At 66.9% G+C, this 19461-nt stretch carries 22 protein-coding genes; 11 read left to right on the forward strand and 11 right to left on the reverse strand.

Going from position 1 to position 19461, the window contains the following annotated elements; all coding sequences use genetic code 11:
- Position 1: 1 nt before the first annotated feature.
- From ACPVPU_RS14065 to ACPVPU_RS14080, 4 genes are all read right to left on the reverse strand, one after another.
- Positions 2-505 (reverse strand): division/cell wall cluster transcriptional repressor MraZ, encoded by a 504-nt coding sequence (locus tag ACPVPU_RS14065; protein ID WP_448658588.1) that lies wholly within the window; start codon positions 503-505, stop codon positions 2-4.
- Positions 506-837: 332 nt separating this feature from the next.
- Positions 838-1122, reverse strand: coding sequence for a hypothetical protein (locus ACPVPU_RS14070; RefSeq protein ID WP_448658589.1), 285 nt, complete (start codon positions 1120-1122; stop codon positions 838-840).
- A 101-nt stretch (positions 1123-1223) separates the two neighbouring features.
- Positions 1224-2213 carry a cysteine synthase A gene (locus tag ACPVPU_RS14075; protein WP_448658590.1) on the reverse strand — a complete coding sequence of 330 codons (990 nt, stop codon included), beginning with the start codon at positions 2211-2213 and terminating at the stop codon, positions 1224-1226.
- A gap of 57 nt (positions 2214-2270) precedes the next feature.
- The gene (locus ACPVPU_RS14080; protein ID WP_448658591.1) at positions 2271-2606 is read right to left on the reverse strand and encodes an Mpo1-like protein; all 336 of its coding nucleotides are present in this window, start codon (positions 2604-2606) and stop codon (positions 2271-2273) included.
- A gap of 63 nt (positions 2607-2669) precedes the next feature.
- On the opposite strand from ACPVPU_RS14080, the gene ACPVPU_RS14085 reads away from it, so the two are divergent.
- The gene (locus ACPVPU_RS14085) at positions 2670-2840 is read left to right on the forward strand and encodes a hypothetical protein (protein ID WP_448658593.1); all 171 of its coding nucleotides are present in this window, start codon (positions 2670-2672) and stop codon (positions 2838-2840) included.
- 130 nt (positions 2841-2970) lie between these two features.
- On the opposite strand, the gene ACPVPU_RS14090 is transcribed toward ACPVPU_RS14085, so the two are convergent.
- Both ACPVPU_RS14090 and ACPVPU_RS14095 read right to left on the reverse strand, forming a co-directional pair.
- Positions 2971-4833, reverse strand: a complete 1863-nt coding sequence (locus ACPVPU_RS14090) for an ABC-F family ATP-binding cassette domain-containing protein (RefSeq protein ID WP_448658594.1) — start codon at positions 4831-4833, stop codon at positions 2971-2973.
- A 66-nt stretch (positions 4834-4899) separates the two neighbouring features.
- Positions 4900-5388 carry a winged helix-turn-helix transcriptional regulator gene (locus tag ACPVPU_RS14095; protein WP_448658595.1) on the reverse strand — a complete coding sequence of 163 codons (489 nt, stop codon included), beginning with the start codon at positions 5386-5388 and terminating at the stop codon, positions 4900-4902.
- A gap of 159 nt (positions 5389-5547) precedes the next feature.
- On the opposite strand from ACPVPU_RS14095, the gene ACPVPU_RS14100 reads away from it, so the two are divergent.
- The 8 genes from ACPVPU_RS14100 to ACPVPU_RS14135 all read left to right on the forward strand — a co-directional run bounded on the left by ACPVPU_RS14100 (position 5548) and on the right by ACPVPU_RS14135 (position 14358).
- Positions 5548-5853: a CC_3452 family protein gene (locus ACPVPU_RS14100; RefSeq protein ID WP_448658596.1), complete on the forward strand. Its 306-nt coding sequence runs from the start codon at positions 5548-5550 to the stop codon at positions 5851-5853.
- An 84-nt stretch (positions 5854-5937) separates the two neighbouring features.
- A complete protein-coding gene (locus ACPVPU_RS14105) occupies positions 5938-8028 on the forward strand; it encodes a RelA/SpoT family protein (protein WP_448658597.1) in 2091 nt (696 codons plus the stop codon).
- Between the two features lie 62 nt (positions 8029-8090).
- The gene (locus ACPVPU_RS14110) at positions 8091-8489 is read left to right on the forward strand and encodes an acyl-CoA thioesterase (RefSeq protein WP_448658598.1); all 399 of its coding nucleotides are present in this window, start codon (positions 8091-8093) and stop codon (positions 8487-8489) included.
- Between the two features lie 71 nt (positions 8490-8560).
- Positions 8561-8854: a hypothetical protein gene (locus ACPVPU_RS14115; protein WP_448658599.1), complete on the forward strand. Its 294-nt coding sequence runs from the start codon at positions 8561-8563 to the stop codon at positions 8852-8854.
- Positions 8851-10389, forward strand: a complete 1539-nt coding sequence (locus tag ACPVPU_RS14120) for a methyl-accepting chemotaxis protein (RefSeq protein ID WP_448658600.1) — start codon at positions 8851-8853, stop codon at positions 10387-10389. The genes ACPVPU_RS14115 and ACPVPU_RS14120 overlap by 4 nt, the downstream gene beginning before the upstream one ends.
- Positions 10390-10433: 44 nt before the next feature.
- The gene (locus tag ACPVPU_RS14125) at positions 10434-11444 is read left to right on the forward strand and encodes a glycosyltransferase family 2 protein (protein WP_448658601.1); all 1011 of its coding nucleotides are present in this window, start codon (positions 10434-10436) and stop codon (positions 11442-11444) included.
- A 253-nt stretch (positions 11445-11697) separates the two neighbouring features.
- Positions 11698-13086, forward strand: coding sequence for a CpaF family protein (locus ACPVPU_RS14130; RefSeq protein WP_448660528.1), 1389 nt, complete (start codon positions 11698-11700; stop codon positions 13084-13086).
- A 162-nt stretch (positions 13087-13248) separates the two neighbouring features.
- Positions 13249-14358 (forward strand): aspartyl protease family protein, encoded by a 1110-nt coding sequence (locus ACPVPU_RS14135; protein WP_448658602.1) that lies wholly within the window; start codon positions 13249-13251, stop codon positions 14356-14358.
- Here the strand turns inward: ACPVPU_RS14135 and ACPVPU_RS14140 are convergent.
- Positions 14355-14723 carry a (deoxy)nucleoside triphosphate pyrophosphohydrolase gene (locus tag ACPVPU_RS14140; protein WP_448660530.1) on the reverse strand — a complete coding sequence of 123 codons (369 nt, stop codon included), beginning with the start codon at positions 14721-14723 and terminating at the stop codon, positions 14355-14357. The genes ACPVPU_RS14135 and ACPVPU_RS14140 overlap by 4 nt on opposite strands.
- A gap of 91 nt (positions 14724-14814) precedes the next feature.
- Between ACPVPU_RS14140 and ACPVPU_RS14145 the strand changes: the two genes are divergently transcribed.
- A complete protein-coding gene (locus tag ACPVPU_RS14145) occupies positions 14815-15015 on the forward strand; it encodes a Flp family type IVb pilin (RefSeq protein ID WP_448658604.1) in 201 nt (66 codons plus the stop codon).
- Positions 15016-15168: 153 nt separating this feature from the next.
- The gene (locus tag ACPVPU_RS14150) at positions 15169-15339 is read left to right on the forward strand and encodes a Flp family type IVb pilin (RefSeq protein WP_448658605.1); all 171 of its coding nucleotides are present in this window, start codon (positions 15169-15171) and stop codon (positions 15337-15339) included.
- Positions 15340-15414: 75 nt separating this feature from the next.
- Here ACPVPU_RS14150 and ACPVPU_RS14155 read toward each other — a convergent pair whose 3' ends face one another.
- The 4 genes from ACPVPU_RS14155 to ACPVPU_RS14170 all read right to left on the reverse strand — a co-directional run bounded on the left by ACPVPU_RS14155 (position 15415) and on the right by ACPVPU_RS14170 (position 19448).
- The gene (locus ACPVPU_RS14155; protein WP_448658607.1) at positions 15415-16161 is read right to left on the reverse strand and encodes an energy transducer TonB; all 747 of its coding nucleotides are present in this window, start codon (positions 16159-16161) and stop codon (positions 15415-15417) included.
- 6 nt (positions 16162-16167) lie between these two features.
- On the reverse strand, positions 16168-17586 hold the full coding sequence (locus tag ACPVPU_RS14160; protein ID WP_448660532.1) for an MFS transporter: 1419 nt from the start codon (positions 17584-17586) through the stop codon (positions 16168-16170).
- A 100-nt stretch (positions 17587-17686) separates the two neighbouring features.
- Positions 17687-18079: a response regulator gene (locus tag ACPVPU_RS14165; RefSeq protein WP_448658608.1), complete on the reverse strand. Its 393-nt coding sequence runs from the start codon at positions 18077-18079 to the stop codon at positions 17687-17689.
- Positions 18080-18185: 106 nt separating this feature from the next.
- Complete coding sequence (locus ACPVPU_RS14170) at positions 18186-19448, reverse strand: dicarboxylate/amino acid:cation symporter (RefSeq protein ID WP_448658609.1); 1263 nt, start codon at positions 19446-19448, stop codon at positions 18186-18188.
- Positions 19449-19461: the final 13 nt, after the last annotated feature.

Consider the following 19461-nt stretch of genomic DNA (forward strand, 5'->3'; position numbering starts at 1 on the left):
CTCATGCCGCCTTCAGCCGTTCGAGGTGAAACTGGCACGCCCCGCGCAGGTCCTCGGACACATGGTCCAGCGCCATCAGCGTTTCCGGCTTCCAGATCTCGATGCGGTCGTTGCCGCCCCAGAAAAAGGCATAGCGGTCGATCTTGGCCCGAAAGCGCAGATAGGGCGGCAGGACGAACCGCCCATTGGCGTCGAACGTCACATATTCCGGCACGCCGATGGCATTGCGCAGCAGCTGGTCGTTGATCGCCCCGTCCGGCCCGGCATGGGCGCGGGCGCGGGCATCGACATCGGCCAGGTGGCGCTGGAAACTGGCGGGGTCGTACGCGACCAGGCAGGGCTGCTTTTCATGGGTGGCGATGGTCAGCCGGCGCATGTCCTTGTTCATCGCATCCGGCCCGAGCACCATTTCGACGGTCGAGCGCAGCTGTCCGGGCAGGGCCACCCGGCCCTTGTCGTCCACCGTCTGCACGGCGACCCCGAAATATCCCAGCCCCCCGCTCACGCCCGTTTTCGCACCCCTCTGGGCAAAGCTCCGCCAGCTCCGAAGTCACGCCCGCATGGCGTGCCGGATCGATGAATCTGGCGCGGAAAGAAAATGCCCTGTTAGCCAATTTCGCTAACGCAAATGGCTGCGGGATACAACGCCTCTTGGCGGGAATTTGCCCCACTTCGCTCCACTTTTTGCTCCGGAGCAGCAATGTTCTAACTTAGTTCTTGCTTTGATCCGTGTGATGGGCAATCCATTGGGTCTGGTCGGTTCGGGTCCTTCTGGTCGGCGATGCTCCTGGTGCGGGATGCGGTGCCCTATCGCGGGAATCGGATGCGCGGCGAATCTCAGGGGGTCTGGGGTTCGGTCGGCGGGGTGGTTGCATCCCCGCCCTTGGGTCGTTCGGCTGGCGTCACGCCCAGCGTCGCCAGCGGCTCGTCCGGCGTCGCATCGGTGGTCGCATTGGCCATCGGCGTCGGCGCTGTCATCGTCGCCACCACGTCGGGATTGGCCTGTCCGACGATCTTGGTCGGTTCCTCGCGCGATGCCGAGCGATAGACGATCGCAGCCGCCAGGATCAGCAGAACGGTGATGGTCAGGCCGGTCAGCCCAACACGTACACGCTGGAGCACCTGCCCCCGGTCGGATGTCGATTGTTGCAGCACTGTTGCACGAAGGTAACAGCGAAGCCCCATCCTGTCCACCGGATGTGGCAAATCGATTGGACCGCCGATCAGCGGCCGGCCCATTCGGGCACGTCCAGCCCCTTCGCCGCGCGCCATTCCGGGTTGTACAGGCTGGAGAGATACCGGAACCCGGTATCGCACAGGATCGTCGCCACCCGCGATCCCGGCCCCAGTTCCCGCGCCAGCCGCACCGCACCTGCCACGTTGATGCCGGACGACAGGCCCAGGCACAGCCCCTCTTCGTCCAGCAGGCGGCGGACCCATTCCATCCCCTCCGCATCGGACACGCGGTACTGGGTGTCGATCGGCGCGCCTTCCAGATTGGCGGTGATGCGCCCCTGCCCAATCCCCTCGGCCACCGACGATCCCTCGGCCTTCAATTCGCCGTGCGCATAGTAATGATAGAGCGCAGCACCGTGCGGGTCGGTCAGCGCGATCCGCACCCGCTCGTCCCGCTCCTTCAGGCCCAGGCCGATCCCGGCCAGCGTGCCGCCAGTGCCCACCGCGCAGGTGAACCCGTCGATCCGCCCGTCCATCTGCGCCCAGATTTCCGGTGCGGTGCCCATGATATGGGCGCGGCGGTTGGCGATATTGTCGAACTGGTTGGCCCAAACCGCGTTGGGTGTTTCCTCCGCGATGCGGCGGCTGGTGTGCACGAAATGGCCGGGATTGGCATAGGGCGCGGCGGGCACCAGCACCAGTTCGGCGCCCAGCGCGCGCAGCGTGTCCATCTTTTCCCGGCTCTGCGTTTCCGGCATGACGATGATCGACTTGTAGCCCTTGGCATTGGCGACCAGCGCCAGGCCGATGCCGGTATTGCCCGCCGTCCCCTCGACGATGGTGCCGCCCGGCTGGATGGCGCCGCGCGCCTCCGCATCCTCGACGATGAACAGCGCCGCGCGGTCCTTTACGCTCGCGCCGGGATTGGCGAATTCGCACTTGCCATAGATTTCGGCGCCGGCGGCCTCGCTCGGCCCCTTCAGCTTCACGAGCGGGGTGTTGCCGATCAGGGCGAGCGTATCGGAAATAATGGTCATGCCCCGTTAGCTATGCCGCCCGCCTGCCCACCGCAAGCAAGGGCTGCTGCGAGCGCATCAAGCGCGGCTTGCCACCCCTGCCGCACGCAGATGCGGGCCGAGCCGCCCGGCAAGCCATAGGAAGAACATCCGGTAATCGCTGATCAGCGACCAGAGCGGATAGGTGAAGGTCGCGGGCCGATTGCGCTCCACAGCGAAATGTGCGGCCCAGGCAAAGCCGTATCCGGCCAGCGGGATCGCAAGGAACCACCAGGCCGAACCGGTCAGCCCCAGCGCCAGCGCGACAAAGGTAAGGGCCGTGCCCGCATAATGGATCGCCCGCGTCTCCGCCCGCCCATGCTCGCGCAGATAATGCGGCCAGAATTCGGCATAATGGCGGATGGGAGCAGCCATGGCTTTGCGATCCTCTCCCGGCCATTCTATCGACCGCGCCAGGCAGCGCAACGGGAGCCGATCATGCGAACCAGGGCCAGCATCTGCGCGCGCAAGGCCCGCTACGCCAGCGGCGGCGATGCGGCAGAGGCGGCGGGGCGCAGCGGTCTTGCCCTGTTCCCCTATCGCTGCGACCGGTGCGGCCAGTTCCACCTGACCAGCCGGACCAAGGGGCGGCGACTGCCCCGGCCCTGAGTTACTCGACGCACCCCTCACCCGCTCGTGCTGAGCCTGTCGAAGCACTGCCCTTCTTCCACCAGCGGCCTGGGGGGAAGGACAATGCTTCGACAAGCTCAGCACGAGCGGTATGAATGTGCCGGACGGCTTAACCCGCCACCTGCTCCAGCGCCTCGCCAAGCTCCAGCCAGCGCGCCTCCGCCGCTTCCAGCCGGGCGACCACATCGGCATGGCGCTTCATCAATTCGCTCATCGGCAGCTTGGCGAGCGAAGCCTGCGCCTCGGCGGGGGCGAACATGGCGTGATCCAGCGCCTGCTTCTCGGCGGTCAGCTTCGTCACCTCGGCCTCCGCCGCCTTGGCCTGTTTCTTCAGCTCGGCCTCTTTCTCGCGCGCCTCGGCGGCGGCCTTCCGGTCGGCCTTCTTGTCCTTTTTCGATGCCTTTTCAGCCGCACTCTGGCCCAGCACATGGGCGATGTAATCGTCCAGTGTCCCGTCGAACTCGCGCGCCATGCCCTGATCGACCAGCACCAGCCGGTCGGCGGTCGTCTCCAGCATATGCCGATCGTGGCTGACCAGCAGCACGGCACCGGTATAGGCATTGAGCGCCTGGATCAGCGCTTCGCGCGCGTCGACGTCCAGGTGGTTGGTCGGCTCGTCCAGGATCAGCAGGTGCGGCGCATCCCGCGTGATCAGTGCCAGCGCCAGCCGCGCGCGCTCGCCACCGGACAGCTTGCCGACCTTGGTCGTCGCCTTGTCCCCCGAAAAGCCGAACCGGCCAAGCTGCGCGCGCACCGCTGCCGGGGTCGCGCCCTTCATCTGGCGGGTCATGTGGTCGAGCGGGGTGTCGGTGACGTCCAGTTCCTCGACCTGATACTGGGTGAAATACCCAACCTTCATCTTGCCCGACGCGTTCATCGCGCCTTCCATCGGAGCGAGTTGCGCCGCGAGCAGCCGGGCCAGCGTCGTCTTGCCGTTGCCGTTGCGGCCCAGGAGCGCGATCCGGTCGTCCGGGTCCATCCGCAGGTTCAGCCGTTTCAGGATCGGCGTCTCGCCATAGCCGACCGCCGCCATGTCCAGCGTGATCAGCGGCGGACGCAGCTCGTCCGGCGCCGGGAAATCGAAGCTGAGCGACGGATCCTCGGCCAGCGAGGCAATGGGCGTCAGCCTGGCCAGCGCCTTTTGCCGCGACTGCGCCTGTTTCGCAGTCGATGCGCGGGCGGAATTGCGCGCGATATAGTCCTGCAGCTTGGCGCGCTGCACCTCCTGGTTCGCCTTGGCCGCCGCAAGCTGCGCCATCCGCTCGGCCCGCTGCTTCTCGAACGCGTCATAGCCGCCGGGATAGAGCGTCACCTTGCCGCCCTGCAGGTGCAGGATATGGTCGACGACATTGTTCAGGAAATCGCGCTCGTGGCTGACCACGACGATGGTCGCGCGATAGGCCTTCAGGAAATCCTCCAGCCACATCACCGCTTCCAGGTCGAGGTGGTTGGACGGCTCGTCGAGCAGCAGGATGTCGGGCTGGCTGAACAAAAGGCTGGCCAGCGCCACGCGCATCTTCCACCCGCCCGAAAAACTGTCGAGCGGCCGCTGCTGCATCTCCTCGTCGAACCCCAGCCCCACCAGGATGCGGGCAGCCCGTGCAGGCGCGGCATAGGCGTCGATGGCGATCAGCCGCTCGTGCACATCGCCCAGCCGGTCCATGTCCGTCTGGGTCTCCGCTTCCTCAAGCAGCGCGGCCCGCTCGGTATCGGCGGCCAGCACCGTTTCGAACGGGGTCGCCGTGCCCGACGGCGCTTCCTGCGCGATATAGCCCAGCCGCGCGCCGCGAGGCATTTCCACCCCGCCGCCGTCCGGCTCCAGCATCCCGGCGATGACGCGGACCATGGTCGACTTGCCAGCGCCGTTCCGCCCGATCAGGCCGACGCGGCTGCGCGGCGGCAATGCGGCGCTCGCACCGTCCAGGATGGTGCGGCCACCCAGCCGCACGGTGATGTTGTTGAGGTTCAGCATGATTGCCGGGCCGATAGCAGGGTGCGCGCCCGTCCGAAACCCGCCGCGACAGATGCCGCGATCCGGTCAGCCCGCGTGGTCGCCGTCCGGGTCCGCTACATCCTCGGCCAGTGCCCAGACCAGGTCGTGCTTGCCCAGCGTCCGGCCGTCATGCGCCAGCACCGCCACGTCGCGCACCGGCCGCCGGTCGCGCGCATCGACCAGCACCGGACTGGCGCGGACCCCGGTTTCCCACCGCTCGCCCCATTGCCGCAAGGCAACCATGGTGGGCAGCAGCGCGAACCCCTTTTCCGTCAGGCAATATTCGACCTTGCGCCGGTCATCCTCGCACGGCCGACGCTCCAGGATGCCGTGCCCCACCAGACGCGCCAGCCGGTTGGCCAGGATGTTGCGGGCAATGCCCAGCTCGGACTGAAACTCCTCGAAATGCTTCAAGCCGTTGAATGCGGCGCGCAGGATCAGGAACGACCAGCGTTCGCCCATCGCCTCCAGCGCGGCGGGCAGACTGCAGTTCGCGGCCAGTTCCCGCAGGGATTCACGAAGCCGTTCGGACATTGCGTCCCGTCTAGCCGCATCCATCACAAAATGGAAACGCAACTTATCCGGTGGGAACATACTCGTTTCCGCTTGCAACCTATGGTGCACCTGCGTAAAAACATGGGTGTAAGTATCGTCCTGCAACTTAGTTTACGCCGAATTCAGGGGAGTTTCCGCATGATCCGCCTTGCCGTGCTTGCCGCCACCGCCGCCCTCGTCGCCGCTACGCCTGCCGCCGCTCAGTCGCGCGCGGGCTACATCGCCGCCCCGGTCGCGGCCAAGGCTGGCGAAAGCTTCATCACGCGCGGCGTCATGTGGCGCTGCACCGACACGGGCTGCATCGCGCCAAAGGGCAGCAGCCCGGCCAAGGTGGTGTGCGAACTGACCGTCCGCGAAGTCGGCGCGCTGACCGCCTTTTCGGTCGACGGGCTTGCCTTCGACGCGGATCAGCTGGCCCGGTGCAACGCCCGCGCCAAGGGCTGATTTCCCCGGAACTGTGCCTTTTGCGCCATATTCCGTGCCACTAACCGCTTGCAAAGTCCCGGCACGCCGCCCCACATTGGCGGCGTGCTGAGGCAATATGAACTGGTGGAGCGGGTCAAAAGCTATGACCCGGATGCCGACGAGGCGCTGCTCAACCGCGCCTATGTGTTCTCGTTGCACGCCCATGGCAGCCAGAAGCGCGCCAGCGGCGACCCCTATTTCAGCCACCCGATCGAGGTCGCCGGCATCCTGACCGACCTGCGGCTGGACGACGAAACGATCGCGACGGCGATCCTTCACGATACGATCGAGGATACGGTCGCCACGCCGGAGGAAATCCTGGCCAAGTTCGGCCCATCGGTCGCGCGGCTGGTCGATGGCGTGACCAAGCTGTCCAAGATCGAGGCCCAGTCCGAAAACGAGCGCGCAGCCGAAAACCTGCGCAAGTTCCTGCTCGCCATGTCGGACGATATCCGCGTGCTCCTGGTCAAGCTGGCAGACCGGCTGCACAACATGCGCACGCTCCACCACATCGCCAAGCCGGAAAAGCGCAAGCGCATCGCCCGCGAAACCATGGATATCTATGCGCCGCTTGCCGAGCGGATCGGCATGTACGAATTCATGAAGGAGATGCAGACGCTCGCCATGCGCGAGCTTGAGCCGGAGGGGTATGAATCGATCACCCGCCGGCTGGCCGCGCTCAAGGAAGGCGGCGGCGACCGCATTGCCAAGATCGCGTCGGGCCTGAAACTGCTCCTGTCCCGCGCCGGCATAGAGGCGGAACTCTCTGGCCGCGAAAAGCATCCCTATTCCATCTGGCGCAAGATGCAGGAACGCCATGTCAGCCTGGAATCCCTGTCCGACGTGATGGCGTTCCGGGCCATCGTGGAAACGGAAGAGGAATGTTACCGCGCGCTCGGCATCATCCATCGCCGCTGGCCGATGGTGCCCGGCCGGTTCAAGGATTATGTCTCGACGCCGAAACGCAACGGCTATCGCTCGCTACACACCACGATCATGCACGCGGGCGACACCCGCATCGAAATCCAGATCCGCACCCAGGAAATGCATGCCCAGGCGGAATATGGCCTGGCGGCGCACTGGGCGTACAAACAGGATGCGGTCCGCCCCGATACCCAGGTGCGCTGGATTCGCGATCTGGTCGAAATCCTCGAAAATGCCGAAAGCGCCGAGGAACTGATCGAACATACCAAGATGGCGATGTACCAGGATCGTATCTTCGCCTTTTCGCCCAAGGGCGAGCTGATCCAGCTGCCAAAGGGCGCGACGCCGATCGACTTCGCCTATGCCGTCCACACCGATCTGGGGGATCAGGCGGTGGGGGCAAAGGTCAATGGCCGCGTTGTGCCGCTGCGCCACGAACTGGCGAATGGCGACCAGGTGCAGATCCTGCGGTCAAAGGCGCAGCGCCCGCATGAGGCGTGGATGAACTTCGCCATTACCGGCAAGGCACGGGCCGCGATCCGCCGTCACCTGCGTCACAAGGAACGGGTGGAACGCGACCAGCTTGGCCGCAAATTGTTCGACAACATCATCGAACGGCTGCCGGCCAAAGTGGGGCCGGACGCGGTGGCCGCTGCGCTGAAACGGCTGAAACTGGCCGACGAATCGGCGCTGATGCAGGCGATTGCGCGCCAGAGCCTGACCGATGCGCAGGTGATGAACGCGCTGATGCCCGGATCGGCCAATCTGGACGAAGCCGGCGAGATGCCGCCCCAGCGCCACGCCATCATCATCAAGGGGCTGACCCCCGGCGTGGCGTTCGATCTGGCCGATTGCTGCCGCCCGGTCCCCGGCGACCGGATCGTCGGCATCCGGCGGCCCGGCGCCGGCATCGCCGTCCATGCCATCGAATGCCCCGAACTCGACCATTTCAACGATGCGCAATGGGTCGATCTGAACTGGGGGGACAAGGCGGAGGGCGGCGTCGCCCGGATCGCGGTCACGCTCAAGAACGAACCGGGCGCGTTGGGGGCCACCGCGACGATCATCGGTGCGCACCGCGCCAACATCCTCGGCCTGCGCATGGACAATCGCGACACGACCTTTCACACCAACGTGATCGATGTCGAGGTGCGCGACAACAGCCATCTGATGCGGCTGCTGGCCGCCCTGCGCGCCGCTGATGCGGTCAGCGCCGCCGAACGCGCCTGAACGCCCCGCCCCACTGCGCACATTCATTGACACCTTTGTCAGCAACGCCCATGCTGCACCGCATGACCGCAGCCGTCACCAGCCACGAACATCCCGTCTCGATCGCGCCCGGCGACATTGATTTCATGGGTCATGTCAACAATGCGGTCTATCTGACCTGGGTTCAGGATGCCGTCATCGCCTATTGGCGGGCGGTCGCCCCGGCAGAGGCGGTGGCGGCGCATCTGTGGGTCGCGCTGAAACACGAAATCACCTATCGCCGCCCCGCTTTCCTGGACGATCAGGTGATTGCGACCGTGGTTGCCGAACGTGTGCAGGGCGCACGCGCTGCGTTCCGCACGCTGATCCGCCGCGGCGAAGAAGTGCTGGCAGAAGTGGAAAGCAGCTGGTGCGCGCTCGATGCGACCACGCGCCGCCCGGTGCGCGTCGCCCGCGACATCGTTGCTCGTTTCCTCCCCTGAACGGCGGCAATCCCGCAATTCGCGCAACTGCGGTTAACGATGCGATAACCAGCTTGGACTAGGGACGGCGCATGACCTTGCGCGTGCCAGCCTGTCCGCCCGCCTGGACCGTCCAATCCTTTGGGGCATTGATGCTGATCCTTGGGCTGGGCGTGCTGCCTCCTGCCGAAGGCGCGATGCTGATCGTGCCGGTGGGCGATGCCGATGTGGTTGCCCCGGCGCTAGATGCGGGCGCTGCGCTCGTGGATCTCGGCCCCCTGCCCGGCTCCATCATCGTCCATGGCAGGTTTGACCGGCTGGCGGCGGGGGTCGGCGGCGCGCTGATCCTGCGCGCACCCCGTGCCGGATGCGAAGCACCGCGATGAGCGCCGCGCCCTTGTCCAGCCTCGACCAGTTGCGGCTGACCGGCACCCGCCTGCTGGTCGTCTGCGGCTGGGGATGCGTCGGGGCGATCGGGCTGATCGGGCTCGGCACCGGCGCGCCCATGGGCGCCATTGCCCTGGTGATCGCCGTCTTGGCGACGCTGCTTCCCACCCGCTACTTCCTGGCCAATCGGTGCGATGCGCAGGCGCGCATGGTGATCGGCACGCTGGCGGCCATCTATCCGGCACTGGGGCTGTTCCTGCTGTCCGGCCATGAATGGCAGATGGATGCCCATATGTACTTCTTCGTCGCGCTCGCCGCCCTGGCGGTGATGTGCGACTGGCGGCCCATCCTGCTCGCCAGCGGGATGATCGCCGTTCACCATCTGGTGCTCGGCTGGCTGATGCCGGCCTGGGTATTCAACGGCACCGAAAATATCGGTCGCGTCGTCATTCACGCGGTGGCGGTCCTGCTCCAGTTCGGCGTTCTTGCCCGGTTGACCACCCGTCTGGGCGAGCTGCTCGCTCAACAGGACCGGGCACGCGCCGAAAGCGAGGCAATGGCGCTGGAGGCCGACGAACGGCGGCACCAGGTCGAACGGGCGATGGCACAGACCCATGCCGCAGAGGCGCGCGCGAACGAGGAACGCCGCCGCCGCGAACAGCATCAGGCGGAACAGCGTGCCGAGCGACGTCAGGAAATGATCGCCTTTGCCGAACGCTTCCGCGAATCGATCGCCGATCTGGTCAACACGGTCGGTGCGGCCGCCGACGACCTTCGCCTGTCGGCCGGGGCACTGAACGATCTGGCCAGCCGCGCCAGCCGCGAAACGGCCCAGGTGGCAGAGGCGGCGCGCCGCTCCTCCGCCGGCGCCGCCGGGCTGGCTGCCCGCATCCATGAACTCAGCGAATCCATCACCGCTATCGCCGCGACCGCCGAACAGCAGGCACAGTTGAGCGCGGATGCCCGCGACAGCTCCAGCGCCGGGACGCTCGCCGTCGGCCAGCTGGGCGAACGGACCAACACGATCAGCGGTTTTGCCGAATCCATCCACGATATCGCCGCGCGCACCAACCTGCTGGCGTTGAACGCAACGATCGAAGCCGCCCGGGCGGGCGAGGTCGGGCGCGGCTTTGCCGTCGTCGCGCACGAGGTGAAACAGCTGGCGGGTCAGGCATCGGGCGCAACCAACGAAATCCGCACGCTTGCCAGCTCGATCCATGGCGAGGCAGACGTCGCCGAAACCGCGCTCGCCGAAATCGCACGGATGGTCGCCGATCTGGCCGACGCGGCGCAATCGGTCCGGCTTGCCGTCCAGCATCAGCACGCAACGGCCGACGCCATCGAAATCAACGCCCGCGATGCCGCCAGCGGCGCAGAAGTCATGGCCGACCAGGTCAAGGAAATCGCCCAAGTCGCGTTTCAGACCGAACATCTGTCCGGCACCGTCGCCGGGGCGGCCAACAGCCTGTCCGATACCGCAGCCACGCTCAGCCGCGTGACGGAACGGTTCATCGCCGATCTTCGCGCCGCCTGATTTGCCGATGACTTGGCGTTTGCCCCGCGCTAAGGCGCGCTGTCATGATCCGGCCTGACCTTTCGATCGTCGTCCCCTGCTATAACGAGGAATCGTGCCTCGACATCCTGCACGCCCGCATCGCCGCGGCGGCTGAGGCGGCGGTCGGCGATTCCTATGAAATCGTGCTGGTGAACGACGGATCGCGCGACAACAGCTGGGCGGTGATGCAGCGGCTGGCCGCCGCCGATCCGCACCTTGTCTGCATCAACCTGTCGCGCAATCACGGGCACCAGCTGGCGCTGACCGCCGGGCTCGATCTGTGCGCCGGACAGCAGATCCTGATCATCGATGCCGATCTTCAGGATCCGCCCGAACTGCTGGCCGACATGCGCCGCGTGATGGCGGAACAGGACGCCGATGTCGTCTATGCCGTCCGCCGCAAGCGCGAGGGCGAAAGCGTGTTCAAGAAACTGACCGCCGCCGCCTTCTACCGCGTGCTTGATCGGGTCACGGACACGCCGATCCCGCTGGATACCGGCGATTTCCGCCTGATGAGCCGCCGGGCGCTGGATGCGTTCCTGACCCTGCCGGAACAGGCGCGGTTCATCCGGGGCATGGTCGCCTGGGTCGGTTTCCGGCAGGTGCCGTTCCTCTATGACCGCGCCGAACGCCATGCAGGCGAGACCAAATATCCGCTGGCCAAGATGATCCGGTTCGCGCTGGATGCGGTCACCGGCTTTTCCACCGCGCCGCTTCGGCTCGCCAGCCATATCGGCCTGTGGCTCGTCGTCGCGGCGGGCCTGTTGATGCTGTATATCCTGGCCAGCTGGGCGCTGGGCGGTACGGTCGCCGGCTGGACGTCGCTGATGCTGCTCGTCCTGTTCCTGGGCGCGGCGCAGATGTTCGTGCTGGGCATGATCGGGGAATATCTGGGGCGGCTGTACATCGAATCGAAACGCCGCCCGCTCTATCTGGTCGCCGACATCGCCGGCAGCGCGCAGGGCCGCGCGACGCTTGGCTATAATGCGGTCGAAGCGCACGACCAGGCCGACGTCCACCCGCCCCTGATCTGACCGCCCGGCCTCGCCCGGATCCATGGAATCTGGATTGGTTAGGTAAATCGTAAGGCTTGTTGCTTACCCCTGTGGGTCAATCAATTTCGACCGGGGTGAGACTGAGACCGTGAGCGCATTCGGGCGACGCAGTGGATCGAACGGCACCGGCGGCAGGCCGGCCTTTGGCGTGGCGCGGCCGATGCAGGGTGCTCCTGCCGGATCGCACGACATGGACGGCGCGGGCCAGTTCCCGGCCGTTGCAGAGGCACCGATGCCCGTCGGGCTGAACGAGCCGATGGACAATAGCAGCATGTCGGGGGCCAATGCCGATGCGCTGGCCCGGCTGGCAGAGCGGCAATCCTCGTCCGGCGAAGCGGGCAACAGCCGGGTCGAGGGCTTTGAAAGCTCGATCCACCGCATCAAGGAACAGGTGCTGCCGCGCCTGCTCGAACGCGTCGATCCCGAAGCCGCGGCGACGCTGGGCAAGGACGAGCTGGCCGAGGAATTCCGCCCGATCATCGGGGAGGTGCTGGCCGAACTGAAGCTGACCCTCAACCGGCGCGAACAGTTCGCGCTGGAAAAGGTGCTGGTCGACGAACTGCTTGGCCTTGGTCCGCTTGAGGAACTGCTGTCCGATCCGGCGGTCAGCGACATCATGGTCAACGGGCCGGAACAGACCTATATCGAACGCAAGGGCAAGCTGGAGCTGGCCAACATCAATTTCCGCGACGAGGAGCATCTGTTCCAGATCGCGCAGCGCATCTGCAACTCGGTCGGCCGCCGCGTCGATCAGACCACGCCGCTGGCCGACGCCCGCCTGAAGGACGGATCCCGCGTCAACGTGATCGTCCCACCGCTCAGCCTCAAGGGCACGGCGATCTCGATCCGTAAGTTCTCCGCCAAGCCGATCACGCTGGACATGATGGCCAAGGGCGGATCGATGTCCGACAAGATGGCGACGTGCCTGAAGGTCGCTGGCGCCTGCCGCTTCAACATCGTCATCTCCGGCGGCACCGGCTCGGGCAAGACGACGATGCTGAATGCGCTGTCCAAGATGATTGATCCGGGCGAGCGCGTGCTGACCATCGAGGACGCGGCCGAACTTCGCCTGCAACAGCCGCACTGGCTGCCGCTCGAAACCCGCCCGCCGAACCTTGAAGGCCAGGGCGAAATCACCATCCGCGATCTCGTCAAGAACGCGCTGCGTATGCGCCCGGACCGCATCATCCTCGGCGAAATCCGCGGCAGCGAATGCTTCGACCTGCTCGCTGCCATGAATACCGGCCATGACGGCTCGATGGCGACGCTTCACTCCAACAGCCCCCGCGAATGCCTGGCGCGTATGGAAAACATGGTGATGATGTCGGACATCAAGGTGCCGAAGGAGGCCATTTCGCGCCAGATCGCCGACTCGGTCGACCTGATCGTCCAGGTCAAGCGCCTGCGCGACGGTTCGCGCCGCGTGACCAACATCACCGAGGTCATCGGCATGGAAGGCCCCGTCATCGTGACGCAGGAGCTGTTCAAGTTCGAATATCTGGACGAATCCGCCGAGGGCAAGATCATCGGCGAATATCGCTCCATGGGCCTGCGCCCCTATACGCTGGACAAGGCCAAGCAGTACGGCTTCGACCAGGCCCTGCTCGAAGCCTGCCTCTGACCCCCGGAAAGCCCCTCCCCTTCAGGGGAGGGGTTGGGGTGGGGTCGGGTCGCACGACAGTCGCCTCACTGCCCGGTATCGACCCCCGCCCGCCCATTGCGGGACATTAACCAGCGGCGGAAGCGGCTGGCGCGTGGCCGAGGCCCCGCCTAGCCTGCACATATGCGGCTCCTTCTCGCCCTGTTCGCGCTATTGGCCCTGGCCGCGCCTGCCCGAGCGGACGACAGCGGCTGGATCGCCTTCGATCGCACCCCCGGCAACCAGATCGCCTTTCTGCTCACCGTCGATGGCCGCCCGCTCCATGCGCTGCTCGACACCGGCGCCAGCCACAGCGTCATCGACGCACAGGCCGCCGCTGCGCTGAACCTGCGCTTGCGGGGCCAGGGCCGGGCAGATGCGATCGGCGGCCGGGCATCGCTGCGCTGGACGCAGGTTGCAGCCATCGGCCTCGGCGCGCTGACCTTGGGCGACCGGCAACTGGCCGTGCTGGCCCTGCCCGGCCGCGCCACCGGCAATGGCAGACCCGTATCCATGGTGATCGGCGCCGATATCCTTGGCGATCATGCGCTCGACATCGATTTCGCCACCCGCCGTTTCCGCCTGCTGCCCAGCGGCCGCCTGAGCTTTGCGGGCAGCGTCCTGCCGCTGGCACCGGGCTATGTCACGCCGCTCGGCCTTGCCGGCCAGACCATCGGCCCGGCGCTGATCGACACCGGCGACGGTGCCGCGCTGACGCTCAGCCGCCAGGGATGGGACCGCGCGGCCTTTCGGCATGACGGCGAATCCACGACCATCGGCTGGGGGGTCGGCGGCGCGGTGACGACGGGGATCGCCGTGATCGAGCGCGCCGATCTGGGCGACGTCGTCACCCGCCAGGTCGAGGCGCGGATCGAGGATGCCGGGGGCCATATCGCCGACCGCCGCCTGTCGGCGCGCATCGGTGCCGGCCTGCTTCAGCGGTTCCGCGTGCTGCTCGACCCCGGTGCCGGGCGCATGGTGCTCGGCCGGGTCGAACCGGATACCAGCCCGCTGCGCTCGACCAGCGGCCTGATCCTTGGCCGGGCGGGCGACCGGCTGACCGTCCTCCACGTCATGCGCGGCAGCCCGGCGGAACAGGCGGGATTCACCCCCGACGACCGCATCTGCGCGGTCGACGGAACCCAGGCGGCTCAGGCCGACCTGTCGGTGCTGGCCGGCACGCCGGGCCGCGCCCTTTCCGTCGCCTTGTGCAACGGCGGGCAGCGACAACTCACCCTCGCCCGCTTCTACTAGACCAGCAGCTCCAGCAATCCGATCAGCGGCCGGTCCGCCGGCGGCATCGCCAGCGCGTGCAGTTCGAACGGCTTTTTCCACGCCAGCGCCGTCGCATGGCGCGCCTGCGGGATCCCCGTCCATTTGCGCAGGACATAGACCAGCAGCAGCAGGTGCCGTCCGTCCAGCGGCTCGCTGGCAAATACGGCGGGGGCCAGGCAGCTGTGATCGACGGTCACGCCCAGTTCCTCGTCCAGCTCGCGGATCAGCGCCGCCTCCGGCGTTTCGCCCGGCTCCACCTTGCCGCCCGGAAACTCCCACAGCCCGGCCATGGCAGTACCCGGCGGGCGCTGCTGCACCAGCAACCGGCCATCGGCATCGATCATCGCGGCGGCCGTGACCAGCAGCAGCTTTGCCCCATGTTCCGGATCCAGGTTGCGCAATTCGTTAACCCCCTTTTGCTAGCCTGCGGCGTTCATGCGGGAGATCGCGGTGTTTGCCAGCCTTGTCAAAGCGCTCATGTGCCTGGCCCGCGATCGGCGGGGCGGGACGGCGATCGAATATGGCCTGATCGTGTCGCTGGTCGTGATCGCCATGATCGGGGCTGTGCATTTCCTGGCCGATACCACGACGACCATGTGGAACGACGTGTCCGACAAGGTCGTCAACGCCAGTTGACCGTCGATGCGGGCGACGGAAAATACGCAGAAATCGACGGTCTGCTTAAACAATTTTCAACCCTGTCGCGCTTAAATGCCCTTGCTGATCCGGGAAAGACGCCCGGTTGAGCCGGGTAAAATTGAAGACGTTTTCAATCTTGGAGACCGGAAAATGATGAAGATTCGCACGTTCCTGAAGAACAAGAAGGCCGCCACCGCCATCGAATACGGCCTGATCGCCGCGCTGATCGCCGTCGCCGCGATTGCCGCGATGCAGGGCCTGGGCAACGAGCTGAAGACCACGTTCAACAACGTGTCGAGCACGATGGGCAGCGCCAACTAATCGGCTCACGCCGTTTGGTATGCCGGGGGCGGCGGGGCGATGGTCCCGCCGCCCCTTTCGCATGTGCGGTCCGCGCTACTCGGGCGGTCGCGCCTGTCCCTCCAGCCACCAGTCCTGGCGGTATCCCGCCTGGCCCGCCACGGCCCGCCCGTCGGCATCGCGCGCCGGGGTATATCGGAACCGCTTGCGCGCCAGGGTACAGGTCGCATCGTCCAGCGCCTGCGTCCCGCTCGACCGCATGACCGCACAGCCCGTCACCCGCCCGCGCGCATCCACGTCCAGCGTCACGATCACCCGGCCGCCCGCGCCCGCGCGATAGGCGCTGGCGGGATAATCGCGGTTGCTGATGCTGCCGGCCACCCGTTTCAGCCCGCCGCCACCGCTGCCTGTGCCCGTTCCGGTGCCGCCGCTGCCCGTCCCGTTGCCGCTGCCCCCCGCGCCGGTGCCGGGCCCCGCCCGGTCGCTGGCCCCGGCGCTGGCCTGATTACCCTCGCCCGCAATCGGCGGCGCTGCGATCGGCGCGGGGCGCGGGCGGGGGACGGGCGGGGCCACCACGGCCTTTGGCCGGGCGCGCAGCGCGGGCGGTGCCGCCGCACCCTCCGCCTCGCCCATTACCGGCTCGGCGGCGGGGACCGGCGCGGGCGGCGGCGGCGGCGGGATGGCGACGTCGAACACGTCCAGCGCCCCGCCCGCCTCGACCACGCCCGATACCCGCAACCCCACCACAACCGCCGCGATCAGGCCAAGCCCGGCAATCGCCGCTGCAATGCCGCCGCCGATCCGCGCCCCCAGCGACCGATTCGGCGGGCGGCGGCGCATCATCCGGGATCAGCGGCCCGCCAGCCGGTCGAGCCGCGCCTCATGCTCGACCCGGCCAAAGGGAAAGGCGCGGTAGAACAGCGCCGCCACCAGCCCCAGGCTCAGGTAAATGGCGGCAAAGGCGAAGCTCAGCCGGTCGATCACCGCCACCGGCACCGTGCCCGGCGCGGCCCCGGTGGGGAATTCGATGACGGACAGGATGGCGCCGACCACGGCGATGCCCACGCCGCTGGTGCATTTCTGGACAAAGAACAGCCCGGCAAAGAACAGGCCTTCCGACCGCCGCCCGGTATCCGCTTCCGAATGCTCGACCACATCGGCCAGCATCGATGCCAGCAGGATGGTGGAACTCACCGCCGTCGCGCCGTTGATGAAATACAGGGCGAACAGCACCGGCATCAGCATCGGGTCGCCCGGTTCCGGGAACAGCCCCGCCAGCCGCAGCCAATAGGGCAAGCCGTTCAGCACCGCGGTCAGCGCCATGGTGGTCATCGCCGCCACCGGCTTGCCCAGCCGCCGCCCGAGCCGCGGCGCGATCACGAACGCGGCGACCGCGCCTGCCAGCAGCACCAGCCCCAGCCAGGTGAAATCCGCCCCGGCCATCCGCCACACATGGACATACAGGTAATTGGACAGGCCGAAACTGACCCCCTGTGCCACGAAATAGAACAGGCCGCCGCCCATCAGGATCAGGAACGCCCGGTTGCGCACGCTCGCGCCGATCTCGCCCAGATATCCGGCCAGCGTCTGCCGCTCGGCCGGCGGGCGCGACAACCGCCCGATCTCGCGGTGGGTGCCGATGGCGGACAACAGGATCACCCCCACGATCAGCGCCGCTCCGGCCAGCGAAAACCCGACATAGCCCTGCCGGTCCAGCACCCCGTCCGGCCCGTTCAGGAACACGCCGTACGTCAGGATCAGCATCCCCAGCCCGCCCAGCCAGCCAAAGACGTAGCGATAGGCCATGATCCGGGTGCGATCGTCGTAATCGGCGGTCAGTTCGGGGCTTAGCGCCTGGCTCGGCACCTCATAGGCGGACACGGCGCTGCGCACGACTACCGCCATGACGAACAGCCAGCCGAGCAGCGCGCCGCCAGTCCATTCCGGCGGGTTCCACAGCATCAGCCAGCCAAGCCCGATGGGCAGCGCCGCGCCGTACATCCACGGATGCCGCCGCCCCCAACGGCTGCGCGTCCGGTCCGACAGAAATCCGATCGCCGGATCGACAAAGGCATCGATGATCAGCGCGGCCCCGATCACCAGCCCCACCTGCGCCGCCGACAGGCCCAGCACCTGGTTGTAGAACAGCAGCAGAAAGGTCGAGAAACAGAAATCCTTGACGCCGTAGGCGATGGCCCCTGCGCCATAGAGCGTGCTCGTGCGGGTGGAGACGCGGCGGCGCGGCGGCAGGCTGGCGGGGGCGTCCATCACCACCGGTGATCGCCCGTCCCTGCGCACCGGTCAAGCTATCGTGCAATGCGCGCTTCAACCTGCCCGACGACCGACCAGCCGCGACAGCTTCGTCCCCTCACGTCTGCACCTGCGGTTGGACCTTTCCCTCGGCCGCCCGCTTGATCAATCGGCGCAGCTCCGGCGCCCGCCGAATGATCTGCGCCTTGTCGAAAAAGCCGAGCGCGCCGTGATCCATGGATTCGCACCGCGCCTCCGCACGTCCGCTCAGCATCACCGGGTGCGCCTTGGTCGTGGCGAGGATCAGGTCGAGCAGCGCGATGCCGTCCATGCCCGGCATGGCGATGTCCAACGTCACGACGTCGGGATAGAGCCTGCGGATCATCGTCATCGCCTGGGCGGCATCAGCCGCCTCGCCAACCACATCGATCTCCGGATCCCGTTCGAAAACGCTGTCCAGCATCGCCCGGATGGTCACGGAATCATCGACGACAAGCACGCGGATCTTCATGATCCTCTCCTTCTCTCCAATGGCTTACGCCTGGAGGATGGAGGAACGATTGCACAGACTGGCTAAGGCAATGCGCCGACCGGTTAAGCAATATTGTGCAGCGCCCTCACGCCGCGCCGATTGGCACGTCCGACCCGCCGCTCGCCGCCGCCTCGTCCTCGCCCGCCACGGCGGCGGTCACCGCCACGTCCATTGTCACATTGCCGACCGTGCGGAAGATGTCGGGGATCGTCTCCACCGCCACCAGCAGCGCCAGCGGCTCGATCGGCACGCCGATTGCCGAATTGATCGGCGCGATCGAGGTGACGAAGCTGATCGTGCCGGGCAGCCCCACCGATCCCATCGTGGTGATCGCCGCCGCCGCGATGCCGATGGCGACGCTATAGGGGGTCAGCTCGATCCCGTACCAATGGGCGATATAGAAGGCGACGGCGACGTTCATCGTCGGGCTGGTCGCGCGGAAAATCGCCACCGCCATCGGCAGGATGACGCCCGATTGCGCCGCCGGTGCCTTCAGCGTTTCCGCCGCGCGCAGCATCGCGGGCAGGCTTGCCAGCGACGATTGCGTGCTGATCGCCACCGCCCAGACCGGCAGCATCGCCCGCGAAAAGGCACCGGGCGACCGCTTGCCCGCCGCCGCCACCGCAAACGCCGCCAGGAAGATCGCCACGCCCACCGACGATACGATCAGCACATAATGAGCCAGCGCCCCCAGCGCCGCGCTGCCCGTCCGCGCACCAAGCCCGAATGCCAGCGCCGTCACGCCGATCGGGGCCAGCCACAGCACCCAATTGATGATGATGATCATCGCATCGCCGATCGCATCGAATAGCCCGACAAGCCGCCCGCGCTGTTCCTCGGGCAACCGCACCACGGCAAAGGCGAAGACAAGCGTGAACACGATCAGCGGCAGCAATTCGTCGGTTGCCGCCGCTGTGATCGGGTTGGTCGGCACCATTCCCTTGATGAACTCGACGAACGGCGGCACCTCGCCGACATCGCCCGCTCCGCTTAGCGCCCCGCGCAGCGCATCGGCGGATTCGCGCGGCATCGGAAACAATTCCAGCAACCCCAGCGTCATCAGTCCGCCCAGCGTGGAAAACAGCCAGAGCAGCGCGACGAACCGCGCAAGCACCTTGCCCGCAAAGGCCGTCGCGCTCGCCGCCTTCGCCGCCTTGGCGATGCCGACGACCAGCAGCGCGACGACCAGCGGCACGATGGTCATGCGCAGGCCGTTCAGCCACAATGTGCCGACCGGATCGGTCCACCCCACGACGCGCAGCGCGGCATCGGGTGCCCACTCCCCCATGCCGATCCCCAGCACCAGTCCCGCGACCAGTGCCGCCAATATCCGTGTCGCCTGTGACATACTCGCCCTTAAC

The sequence above is a fragment of the Sphingomonas paludis genome (genome assembly GCF_053502515.1).